Here is an 11,264-nt window from a genome sequence, read left to right on the forward strand (position 1 = left end):
CCATGACCGTTCTCGCGTCCCGCGAAACCGCCGTGTCCCCGGCCGCACCCGCTCGCCGGTCCTGGCACCGGCCGCTCCTGGCCCTCCTCCTGCTGGGCACCGCCGTGCTCTACCTCTGGGACCTCGGCGCCTCCGGCTGGGCCAACGCCTTCTATTCCGCGGCCGCCCAGGCGGGAGCGCAGAGCTGGAAGGCGCTGTTCTTCGGCTCCAGCGACGCGGCCAACGCGATCACCGTCGACAAGACCCCGGCCGCCCTGTGGGTGCTGGGCCTGTCGGCCCGGCTGTTCGGCGTGAACGCGTGGAGCATCCTGGTGCCGCAGGCGCTGATGGGAGTGGGTTCGGTCTGGCTGCTGTACGCGACCGTCCGCCGCAGCTCCGGCCCGGCCGCCGGGCTCGTCGCGGGCCTGGTGCTGGCGCTCACGCCCGCCGCGGCGCTGATGTTCCGGTTCGACAACCCGGACGCCCTGCTCGTGCTGCTCCTGGTGGCGGCGGCGTACTGCGTGGTGCGCGCCGGCGAGAAGGCGAGCCCGCGCTGGCTGGCGCTGGCCGGGGTCGCGGTCGGGTTCGGGTTCCTGGCGAAGATGCTGCAGGCGTTCCTGGTGCTGCCCGCGTTCGGGCTCGCCTACCTCGTCGCGGCCCCCGCGCCGCTCGGCAAGCGGCTGCTGCACCTGCTCGGCGCGCTCGCGGCGACGATCGCCGCCGCGGGGTGGTACCTCGTCGTCGTGGCCCGCTGGCCCGCCGCGGACCGGCCGTACATCGGCGGTTCGCAGACGAACTCGCTGTGGGAGCTGGTCGTCGGCTACAACGGCTTCGGCCGCATCACCGGCGACGAGGTCGGCAGCGTCGGCGGCGGTGGGGGCCGCGGCTGGGGGTCGACCGGTCTGACCCGGCTGTTCGGCAGCGAGATGGCGGGCGGGATCGCCTGGCTGCTGCCGGCCGCGCTGCTGGCACTGGGCGCCGGACTGTGGTTCACGCGCCGGGCCCCGCGCACGGACGCCTCCCGGGCGGCCCTCCTGCTGTGGGGCGGCTGGCTGCTGGTGACGGCGCTGGTGTTCAGCTACATGGGCGGGATCATCCACCCGTACTACACGATCGCGCTGGCGCCGGCGGTGGCCGCGCTCGTCGGCACGGCGGCGGTCCAGTTGTGGCGCCTGCGCGGCCACCCGGCCGCGGCGGGCGTGCTCAGCGGCGGCGTGGCGGTGACGGCCTTGACGGCGTACCTGCTGCTGGGTTCGTCGTGGCAGCCGTGGCTGGCCCCGACGGTCCTGGTGGGCGGCCTCCTGGCGGCGGTGGCGCTGTTCTTCACCCCGCACCTGACCCGCTCGGCGGCTTCGTCCGTGGCCGCGTTTTCGCTGGTCGTGGTGCTCGCGGGCACCGGTGCGTACACCCTGGCGACGGCGGCGACGACGCACAGCGGAGCCATCCCGTCGGCCGGGCCTTCGTCCGGCTTCGGCGGCCGCTTCGGAGGTCCGGGCGGCTTCGGCGGCGGCCGCGGCGGCGGCCCGGGCGCCCTCCTGGGCACGACGACCCCGGGCGCCGATCTCACCGCGTTGCTCGAGCAGGACGCGTCGAAGTACACGTGGACGGCGGCCACGGTGCTGTCCAACGCGGCCGCGGGCTACCAGCTCGCGAGCGGCGCCCCGGTGATGGCGGTGGGCGGCTTCAACGGGACGGACCCGTACCCGACACTGGAGCAGTTCCAGCAGTACGTGGCGAGCGGGCGGATCCACTACTTCCTGGGCGAAGGCATGGCGATGGCGGGCACCAGCGGCTCGGACGCGGCCCGGCAGATCACCGACTGGGTGGCATCGCACTTCGCATCGTCCACAGTGGACGGCGTAACGGTGTACGACCTGACCGCGACCGGGTGAGACACGACGAAAGCAGGGTGTGACGCCGGTCCGGGCCCGGGCAACCTGGTCAAGCACCGGCTCACTCCGGCACACTGGTGGTGCCCAGGCGAACAGGAGTTCCTGCTGATGACCGAGCCTCACGTACGGCCGGCCGATTCGGCAGACCTGGAATCGTTCGCCACGGCGCTCGGTGACCGCGCTTTCTTCGCCGACCGCTTCGAACGACAGCGGAAAAACGACGGCGTGCTCTTCCTGGGCTGGCTGCGGAGCCGGGCCGCCGGCGTCGTGTACCTGTGGCTGGAGGAGGCCGAGGAGCCCGACATCGCCCGGCACCTGCCCGGCGTTCCGCTGATCACGCACCTGCAGGTCCACCCGGACCTGCGGCGCCGGGGAGTCGGCACGGCACTGGTCCGCGCCGCCGAACGCCGCCTCCTCCAGAAGGGCCGCTACCGCGTCGCGCTGGCGGTGCAGACGGACAACCACGACGCCGCCCGCCTGTACAAGCACCTCGGCTACCGCGACTGGGGCCACGGCGAGGTCATCTGCCTGGCGCGGACGACCTCGCCGGACGGCACGGTCCTGACCGAGGAGGAAGTGTGTTACGTGCTGGTCAGGGACCTGGTGCCGAGCACACCGGCGCCGCGGACCGAGGCGGACTCGATCGCCGCTTCGCGCCCGTGCTGAGCCGGACGTCGGCCCCGGCCTGAGCCAGCAGCGGGATCCCCAGCGCGGCGACGGCGTGCTCGACGCCCGCACCGCCGTGGTGATCGCGCCGGAGGTCGGTGATCCGCTGCCGCCAGCGCACGCAGTCCTCCTGCCAGGCCTTGAGGTACCGCACGCACAGCTCCGGCGTGATCAGTTCGCTGCGGCCGATCGCGGCCTTGAGCGAGTCGACCATCCGCCCCTGCTGGGCCGCCTCGATCGGCGCGGCCTGCACCAGCTTGATGGTGTCCCGGATGATCCGGCGGCGGTCGGCGAGGAAGTCCTGCCAGTACGCCCGGTCGGCCTGCGCCAGCCCCAGGTGGCTGTCGAACAGCCCGAACACGCCTTCGGCCAGGGTGTCGCCCAGTTCCTCGCCGCGGGCGCGGCGGGCGTCCCGGTAGGGGTCGTAGGTCTTCTGGATCGCCGTGCCCGTGGTCGCGGACGGCCGCAACTTCATGCCGTCCAGCAGGAAGAACCAGTCTTCGTTGTAGATGTTCGGGAAGAACGAACTGAACGCGGCTTCACCGACTGCCAGGGCACCGCCGCCGATGAAGGTGTCCTGCTTCTGCCCGGCGTCCCGGATCGCGTGGCAGACGACGGAGTTGTCCGGCATGCCCGCGTTGGCCAGCCCCACCACGGGGTATTCGCCGAGCAGGCCGGCCGCGACCCCGAGGTCGGCGGGGTCCGGCAGTTCGATGTCGTCGTCGAGGAAGAGGATTCGCCGCCAGCCGGCGAGCACCGCGATGAGCAGCCCCAGGTTGCGCTTGTAGCTCGTGTCGGTCTGCCGCCGGAACCGGGTGAAGCGCACGATCTCGTCCGCGCCGAACGTGGGCACCAGCCCCGGGTCGAGCAGGTCGGTGTCGATGGCGAGCGCGCGGACCCCGGCTTTCTTCGCCTCCAGGATCGCGCCGGAGATCGTCGACAACCTGCTGCACAGGAAGAGCAGGAACACCCCTTGGTCTTTGGCCGCCGCGATGGCCTGCCGCAGGTAGGGAGCCGGACGCGCGGTGGGCATGATGATCGCGTCCATCGCCGCGCCGGGAACGTCCTCGGTGTCGAAGTGCGCCAGCAGATCCTGGTGCGACTCGTGCTGCCGCGGGCTCACCCGGCAGCCTCGGGCCACTCGTGCAACCGGTTCTCCTCGAGGGTCCAGTCGGGGGTCAGCCCCTGTCCCCCGACGACAGGCACACGGCTGATGATGCTGAAGGATTCCAGATCGCCGAAGCGCTCACGCACGTATGCGGTGTTCCGGTCCCGGAAGCGCACGTCCGTCAGCGCGCGAACCGCGCCGAGCGTGCCACGACCGTACATACCATTGCACACGGTCACGGTGCGCTTTCGGTTGAACGGACTTTCGTCGCGGTAGAAGTGGGCGACGTCCTCCAACAGGTGCTCCCGGCTGTCGAGCTTGGGTTCGAACAGCTTCGAGTCGCCGTTTTCCTCCACCAGAAACCCGCCGTGCTCCGCGTCCGCCTTCCGGGGGACCTGCTGCACCGGAAGCTTCACCCGTTCGATGACGGTCCGGGTCACCGAGTTGAAGTCGACGCCGCCGAGCAGGACCAGGTGGCTCGTGTAGTCGTCGGCCGCCAGTTCGTCGCTGGTGCAGAACTTGACGTTGTTTTCCGGGTTGCGCGAGCGGATGTGCCCGAACAGTTCGATCAACGCGTCCGGGTCGGCGTAGGTGTACAGCGAGACGAAGTCGGCGCTGTCGGGGTCCGCGTAGGACAGGTGCGCGCGGTACTTCTCCGGTAGCCGGGCGCAGACGATGGTGATGTTCTGGTCCGCGTCGAAGGTCCAGATGTCCGTCGCCGATCCCGGCGGGACGAACCCCCCGCCTTCGCGCAGCCACATCAGTTCCTGGAGCAGCTCGTCGCGCCGGGCCCGCTCCTCGTCCGTCAGCTGGTCGACGGGGAGGACACGCAGGGCGGCGCCGTCCAGGGACCGCCGGGTCGCGAACAGCGTCGCGTAGGCCTCGAGCCGCCGGTTCGGCGGCGCGACCGGCTTGTCGGTGTTCTCCCACGACGAGATGAGCGAGATGCTGAGCGGCCTGGCCCCGCCGAGCGCCTGGGCGAGCTGAGCCTGGGTGATCCCGGCCTCGGGCCACTGTGTCTCGCGCAGCGCGCGCAGGCGGTGAGCGAGCGCGGGCCGGGGCGACTGGACTGGGGACACGACTCGGGCCGCCCTTCAGGAAATTTCAGTAGTCCCGATGTGGGCACCGATACTACTCCCCGTCACTAGCGCCGCAGTCGGCGCCCTGCCGAAGCTGGGACTGAAACGTTACGCTCAGCGGAACTTCCTCGCACCGAACAGATAACACCGATTCATCTCAGTTGATCCCGGGTACTTCACGCCTTACAGTCTCCTTGACTGAACTTCAGTTTCGATCTGAAGGCAGGAGCGGGCCATGAGTACTCCAGCGCAGCACGTACCCCTCCACCGGGCCATGGTGGCGGTCGACATCGAAGGCTCGACGACGCGGACCAACCCGGCCAGGGCCCGGCTCCGCACCGTCCTGTTCGAGCTGCTGGACGAGGCCTTCCTGGCCGGCGGGATCACCAAGAAGTTCCGCGACGGCTTCGTCGACCGGGGTGACGGCGCGCTGTGCCTGGTCCGGCCCGTCGACCAGGCGCCGAAGCCGGTCCTGCTCACCACCGTCGTCCCGACCCTGGCGGAGCTGCTCGCACGGCACGCCGAGAGCCATCCGGAGCTCGCCTTCCGGCTGCGGGTCGCCGTGCACGCCGGCGAGGTGCACTACGACAGCCGCGGCCCGTACGGCGAGGACGTCGACATCACCTGCCGCTTCGTCGACGCGAACGAACTCCGGCGGCAGCTGCGTATCACCGTGGCTCCGCTCGTGCTCGTCATTTCGCCGGAGATGCACCGGACGGTCGTCCGGCACGGCTACCCGGGCATCGACCACACGGCGTACTTCCAGACCGTGCCGATCAAGGTCGGCACCCAGCGGCTCCGCGGCTGGCTCCACGTCCCGGAGGCCGCCCGCCGCCAGGAGGACATGCCCGCGTAGCGCGAAACGAGGTGGGGACGGTGGAACCGACGGGCTTCTGGGCCGGGCTGACCCCGGCCGATCGCCGCGAGGTGGCCGAAGCCGGCGCGCGGCGCTCCTACCGGCGCGGGCAGGCCGTGTGCCGGGAAGGCGACCTCTCCCGGGTCGCGCTGGTGCTGCTGTCCGGGCACGTGCGGATCGTGCACGGCACCCCGGACGGGCGCGAGGTCGTCGTCGGCGTGCGGGGAGCCGGGGACGTCATCGGGGAACTCGCCGCGATCGACGACCTGCCCCGCTCGGCGACCGTCGAAGCCTTGGACGACCTCGACGTGCTGGAAGTTCCCGGCGACCGGTTCGCCGACCTGTGCCGCACGCGGTCGCGGATCTCCTGGGCGCTGCTGCTCGTGCTTTCCGACCGCCTGCGGTCGGTGGCCCGGCAGTGGCTGGAGGTCGGCAGCGGTGCCGCCGCGCGGCGGGTGGCCGCGCAGCTGATGCAGCTGGCCGTCCAGCACGGCGTGCCCTTCGGGTCCGACGTCCGGATCGCCGTCCCCGCCACTCAGGCCGAACTCGCGATGACCGCCGCGATGTCCCGCGAATCCTGGGCGCGCGCGACGCGCGAACTGCGGCGCCGCGGGGTGATCAGCACCGGCAGAAGACAGGTGACCATCCACCGCATGGCCGAACTTCGCCGACTGGCGAGCTGAATCCGGCGCTCTGTGTCAGCTGACACACAGGACACGACGAGCCGGAGGTTTCCTGGATCCACCGCATGACTGAGGAGGGCATTCATGGACCCCTACACCCCCGCTCCGGGCCCGAGCCGCTGGCGCCGCGGCGTCTACGCGGCCGGTCTCGTCATCCCCTTCACCGCGTCCCAGCTGTGGGCCCTGCTGGTGCTGCTGCGGCTCGCCCCGCTCGACGGGCTCGTGGGGCAGGCCTTCGTCCTGGTGCTGCTCGGTTCCGCCGTCGCCATCTGGGCCGCTTGGCGGTGGACCTGGCAGCTCGGCCGCGACCGCGACGTCAAACCCGAGCCCGCCCCGAAGACCCGGATCCCGACATGACGTCCGGGCCGGTCATCGTCGCCGCCCTCGTGCTGGCCGCCGGTGCCGGGCGTCTGCTGCGCCACCTCGGCGGCTCCCTGCGCCGCCGTCCGACCGAAAGGAGCTCGGAAATGACCAGCGCGCCACCGACCTTCCCGTTGCGGATCTACCACTGGCGGTGGGAAATCCTGGCCGTGACGCTGCTCCCCTACGGCGTGGTGACCTTCGCACTGTGGGCCGGCCCGCTGTGGGCGTCGGCGGTCGTCGCCGCCGGGCTCGGACTGGCCGTGCTGCGACGCCGTCAGCTCCGGGCCCGGATCCACGCGATCCGGCTGCAGCACCGGCTGCGGGCGGTGTTCCCCCACCTGCGCCTGCCCGGCGGCCGCCTCCCGGCCATCCTGTGGAGCCGTCCCCGCGGCGGCGACATCGTGGTTTCGCTGTACGGCCGGGAAGCGTTCGAGCACCTGCACCGCCACCGCACGGTGCTGGCCGCCGCCTGCGCGGTCCCCGAGGTGTACGTCGACCGCCACCCGAGGTACGCGAGCCTGGTGACGCTGACGATCAGCCCGACCGCTCCGAGGCGCGAGCCGGGCCGTGCTTCCCTGCCGAGCAACGTGGTCCCGCTGCGCGCGCACAGCTGAGCCGCACAGGAACCGCACAGAGAGAACACACGATCACCAAAGCGGCGGCCGCGATCGTGGGGGCATGACAGCCACCGCCCCCGCATCGCGGCCCGGGACCGGCCCGGTCGACCTGGCCGGCCCGCACCCCGTTCTCGACGTCGTCATCCCGGTCTACAACGAAGAGACCGACCTCGAACCGTGCATCCGCCGGCTGCACGCGCACCTGGCCGAGCACGTCTCCTACCCGTACCGGATCACCGTCGCCGACAACGCGAGCACCGATGCGACGCTGCAGGTGGCCGAACGGCTCGCCCGCGAGTTCCCCGAGGTGGCCGTCCACCACCTCGCCGAGAAGGGCCGCGGCCGCGCGCTCAACGCCGTGTGGCAGGCCTCCGACGCCGCCGTCCTCGCCTACATGGACGTCGACCTCTCGACCGATCTCGCCGCGCTGGGGCCGCTCGTCGCGCCGTTGCTGTCCGGGCACTCCGATCTGGCCATCGGCAGCAGGCTCGCCCGGGGGGCCCGAGTGGTGCGCGGGCCGAAGCGCGAGTTCGTTTCCCGCTGCTACAACCTGATCCTCCGTTCGACGCTCGCCGCGAAGTTCAGCGACGCGCAGTGCGGCTTCAAGGCCATCCGCGCCGACGTCGCCCGCGAGCTGCTGCCCCACGTCGTGGACACCGGCTGGTTCTTCGACACCGAACTGCTCGTCCTGGCGCAGCGGGCCGGGCTGCGGATCCACGAGGTGCCGGTCGACTGGGTCGACGACCCGGACTCCTCGGTCCACATCGTCAAGACGGCCACCGAGGACCTCAAAGGCATCGCCCGCGTCACGAAAGCCACCTTCACCGGGGAAATCCCGATCAGCAGGCTGCGCGCGCAGCTCGGCCGTCAGCCGATCGGGGTGGACGCGCCGGGCGTGCCGCCGCGGCTGGTGACGCAGCTGGTGCGGTTCGCCGCGATCGGCGTCAGCAGCACGCCCGCCTACCTCGTGCTGTTCCTGTTGCTGCGCACGGTCGTCGGCGCGCAGCCGGCCAACTTCGCCGCGCTGCTGGTGACGGCGATCGGGAACACGGCGCTGAACCGGCGGCTCACGTTCGGCATCCGCGGCCGCGCCGGCGCCGGGCGCCACCAGTTCGAAGGGCTGCTCGTGTTCGGCCTCGGGCTCGCGCTCACCAGCGGATCGCTGGCCCTGCTCAACGGATCCACCACCCCCGGCCTTGTCCTGGAGATCACCGTGCTCGTGCTGGCGAACCTCGCCGCCACGGTGCTCCGGTTCCTGCTCCTGCGCGGCTGGGTGTTCCACCCGCGCCGCCAGGCCACCACCCAGAAGGAGTACTGATGACCGCCGTGCTGCCCGCCTCGGTTTCCGAACCCCGGCACCGCAGGGAGTCCGCCGCGCACGCACCACCGCGCTGGGTGCGCCCGGCGGTGTTCGGGCTGCTGGCCGCGACGGCGGTGCTCTACTTCTGGGACCTCACCGCCTCCGGCTACGGCAACTCGTTCTACGCCGCGGCCGTCCAGTCCGGCACGCAGAGCTGGAAGGCGTGGCTGTTCGGGTCGCTGGACTCGGGCAACGTGCTGACCGTCGACAAACCGCCCGCGGCCCTGTGGGTCGGCACGGCGTTCGCCCGGATCTTCGGGTTCTCGAGCTTCACCGTGCTGGCCCCGCAGGCGCTGATGGGGGTCGCGTCCGTCGGGATCCTGTACCTGACGGTGAAACGGGCTTCCGGTCCGGCCGCCGGGCTGATGGCCGGCGCGGTGCTGGCCGTCACTCCGGTCGCGGCGCTGATGTTCCGCTTCAACAACCCGGACGCGCTGCTGGTGCTGCTGATGGTCGCCGGCGCCTACTTCGTCGTGCGCGCCACGGAAAAGGCGAGCCCGCGGTGGCTGGCGCTGGCCGGGGTCGCGATCGGGTTCGGCTTCCTGACGAAGATGCTGCAGGCGTTCCTGGTGCTGCCGGCGTTCGGCCTGGTGTACCTGATCGCGGCACCGGCGCCGGTCGGCAAGCGGCTGCTGCACCTCGGCGGCGCGGTGGTGGCGCTGGTCGTCTCGGCGGGCTGGTTCGTCGCGCTGGTGGACCTGTGGCCGGCGTCGTCGCGGCCGTACATCGGCGGCTCCGAGGGGAACAGCCTGCTCGAACTCGCGTTGGGCTACAACGGCTTGGGCCGCATCTTCGGCGGCGAAGGCAACGGCGGCGGTATGGGTGGCGGCGGCATGGGCGGCAACACCGGCTTCGGCGGGTCGACCGGCCTGTTCCGGATGTTCGGCGCCAGTTTCGGCACGGAGATCTCGTGGCTGCTCCCGGCGGCGTTGATCGGCCTGGTCGCCGGGCTCTGGTTCACGCGCCGGGCGCCGCGGACGGATGTCACCCGGGCGGCGCTGGTGCTGTGGGGTGGCTGGCTGGTGGTGACGGCGCTGGTGTTCAGCTTCATGAGCGGCACCGTGCACCCGTACTACTCGGTCGCGCTGGCCCCGGCGATCGCCGCGCTGGTCGCGATCTCCGGCCGCGCGCTGTGGCAGGGCCGGGCGCACCCGGCGCCGCGGGCGGTGCTGGCCGGGATGGTGGTGGCGACGGCGGTGTGGTCGTTCATCCTGCTGGACCGGACCCCGGAGTGGTTCCCCGCGCTGCGGTGGATCATCGCGGTGCTCGGGGTGCTGGTGGGCACCGTGTTGGTGATGGGCGTGCCGGCGTCCCGCCGCGTGGTGGCGGTCGTGGCGACGGCGGTGGTGCTGACGATCGGCGTGTCGTCCGCAGCTTACGGCGTCGAGACGGCGTCGGTGGCGCACAGTGGCTCGATCCCGACGTCGGGCCCGGCGTCGGACGGCTTCGGTGGCGGCTTCGGTGGTGGCTTCGGCGGTGGTGATTCCGCTTCGAGTGCAGTCGGTGCGTTGCTGGCGAAGACGACGACGAAGTGGGCCGCGGCGACCACGGGCTCGCAGAGCGCGGCATCGCTGGAGCTGGCGAGCGGCAAGGCGGTGATCGGCATCGGCGGCTGGAGCGGTTCCGACCCGGCGCCGACGCTGGCGGAGTTCAAGGCGTACGTGGCTGCCGGTGAGGTGAAGTACTACGTCGAGGGTGGCCGCGGAGGCGGTCCCGGTGGCGGGTCGTCGGACATCACGGAGTGGGTGACGGCCACCTTCACCGCGACGACGGTGGACGGGCAGACGGTGTACGACCTGCAGAGCTGAACGTCCCGCGAAGGGGCCGTGGGTTCGCTCACGGCCCCTTCGTCGTGCGCAGGTGGGGGCTGACGTCTCAGTCGCCCCTTAGGTTCGGCGCGGATCATGGGCAGCAGAGGATGAGGAGGCCGCGATGATCACGACACGTTCGGGCTACCCGCGCTGGCACACCGCGAGCGCGCAGGGGCCGCGCTCGCTCAACGCCGATGCCGTCGCGGCGTACGCCGCTGCGGGCGGCCCCGGCATCGCGTTCGCGCTGGCCGACGGTGTCGGGGACGACCCCGCCGCCGCGCGGGCCGCCCGGATCGCCGCCGCGGCCGCCGCGCGCACTCCGGTCCACAAAGGACCCGTGGAAGCGGTGCTCGCCGCCCAGCGGGCTGTTCGGGAGCAGACGGCGGGGGACGCCGTGCTCGTCGTCGCCATGCCGGGCGAGCGCGGCGGCTACCGCATCGCCTGGGTGGGCGACGCCCGCGCGTACGGCTGGGACGGCACCACGCTGAACCGCCTGACCACCGACCACACCCTCGCGGAGTTCTTCCGCGCCCGCCACCAGCCGGTGACGCCGCGGATGGAGCACGTCGTCACCACGAGCGTCCGCACCGCCGGTGCCCACGAGATCGGCACGGCGGAGTCGGCGGGCGCGGGCCTGCTGCTGACCAGCGACGGCGTCCACAAACCGCTCACCGGCAGCGGCATCCGCGCGGTACTGGCCCAGCCGGGCACGGGCGCGGCCGAACTGGTCGAAGCAGCGCTGTCCCGCGGCGGCTCGGACAACGCGACGGCCCTCTACGTCGAACCCCTGGAGGTCGACAGCACCACGGTCCGGTTTCCGGTCGCCGCGTGAACCCGGTCCAGGGTATTG

11 protein-coding genes are annotated in these 11,264 nt (G+C 71.9%); 9 read left to right on the plus strand and 2 right to left on the minus strand.

Annotated elements, in window-relative coordinates; translation table 11 throughout:
• Nucleotides 1-2: 2 nt before the first annotated feature.
• Nucleotides 3-1,871, plus strand: a complete 1,869-nt coding sequence (locus ACLJOU_RS21960; protein ID WP_410569525.1) for a glycosyltransferase family 39 protein — start codon at nucleotides 3-5, stop codon at nucleotides 1,869-1,871.
• A gap of 108 nt (nucleotides 1,872-1,979) precedes the next feature.
• Entirely contained in the window at nucleotides 1,980-2,537 is a 558-nt protein-coding gene (locus ACLJOU_RS21965; RefSeq protein ID WP_410569526.1) for a GNAT family N-acetyltransferase, read from the plus strand.
• Here ACLJOU_RS21965 and ACLJOU_RS21970 read toward each other — a convergent pair.
• Both ACLJOU_RS21970 and ACLJOU_RS21975 read right to left on the minus strand, forming a co-directional pair.
• On the minus strand, nucleotides 2,464-3,660 hold the full coding sequence (locus tag ACLJOU_RS21970) for a hypothetical protein (RefSeq protein ID WP_410569527.1): 1,197 nt from the start codon (nucleotides 3,658-3,660) through the stop codon (nucleotides 2,464-2,466). The genes ACLJOU_RS21965 and ACLJOU_RS21970 overlap by 74 nt on opposite strands.
• Nucleotides 3,657-4,724: a helix-turn-helix domain-containing protein gene (locus tag ACLJOU_RS21975; RefSeq protein ID WP_410569528.1), complete on the minus strand. Its 1,068-nt coding sequence runs from the start codon at nucleotides 4,722-4,724 to the stop codon at nucleotides 3,657-3,659. Before ACLJOU_RS21975 ends, ACLJOU_RS21970 begins: the two co-directional genes overlap by 4 nt.
• A gap of 235 nt (nucleotides 4,725-4,959) precedes the next feature.
• Here ACLJOU_RS21975 and ACLJOU_RS21980 point away from each other — a divergent pair, with 235 nt between their 5' ends.
• From ACLJOU_RS21980 to ACLJOU_RS22010, 7 genes are all read left to right on the plus strand, one after another.
• Complete coding sequence (locus tag ACLJOU_RS21980; RefSeq protein WP_410569529.1) at nucleotides 4,960-5,580, plus strand: hypothetical protein; 621 nt, start codon at nucleotides 4,960-4,962, stop codon at nucleotides 5,578-5,580.
• A gap of 20 nt (nucleotides 5,581-5,600) precedes the next feature.
• Nucleotides 5,601-6,263 (plus strand): Crp/Fnr family transcriptional regulator, encoded by a 663-nt coding sequence (locus ACLJOU_RS21985; RefSeq protein ID WP_410569530.1) that lies wholly within the window; start codon nucleotides 5,601-5,603, stop codon nucleotides 6,261-6,263.
• Between the two features lie 84 nt (nucleotides 6,264-6,347).
• The gene (locus tag ACLJOU_RS21990; protein WP_410569531.1) at nucleotides 6,348-6,620 is read left to right on the plus strand and encodes a hypothetical protein; all 273 of its coding nucleotides are present in this window, start codon (nucleotides 6,348-6,350) and stop codon (nucleotides 6,618-6,620) included.
• The gene (locus tag ACLJOU_RS21995) at nucleotides 6,617-7,240 is read left to right on the plus strand and encodes a hypothetical protein (protein WP_410569532.1); all 624 of its coding nucleotides are present in this window, start codon (nucleotides 6,617-6,619) and stop codon (nucleotides 7,238-7,240) included. The genes ACLJOU_RS21990 and ACLJOU_RS21995 overlap by 4 nt, the downstream gene beginning before the upstream one ends.
• 64 nt (nucleotides 7,241-7,304) lie before the next feature.
• Nucleotides 7,305-8,561 (plus strand): glycosyltransferase, encoded by a 1,257-nt coding sequence (locus ACLJOU_RS22000; RefSeq protein WP_410569533.1) that lies wholly within the window; start codon nucleotides 7,305-7,307, stop codon nucleotides 8,559-8,561.
• Nucleotides 8,561-10,411 (plus strand): ArnT family glycosyltransferase, encoded by a 1,851-nt coding sequence (locus ACLJOU_RS22005; protein WP_410569534.1) that lies wholly within the window; start codon nucleotides 8,561-8,563, stop codon nucleotides 10,409-10,411. Before ACLJOU_RS22000 ends, ACLJOU_RS22005 begins: the two co-directional genes overlap by 1 nt.
• Before the next feature lie 124 nt (nucleotides 10,412-10,535).
• The gene (locus ACLJOU_RS22010; protein WP_410569535.1) at nucleotides 10,536-11,246 is read left to right on the plus strand and encodes a PP2C family protein-serine/threonine phosphatase; all 711 of its coding nucleotides are present in this window, start codon (nucleotides 10,536-10,538) and stop codon (nucleotides 11,244-11,246) included.
• Nucleotides 11,247-11,264: the final 18 nt, after the last annotated feature.

Source organism: Amycolatopsis sp. cmx-4-61, assembly GCF_046548775.1.
Taxonomy (GTDB): Bacteria; Actinomycetota; Actinomycetes; order Mycobacteriales; family Pseudonocardiaceae; genus Amycolatopsis.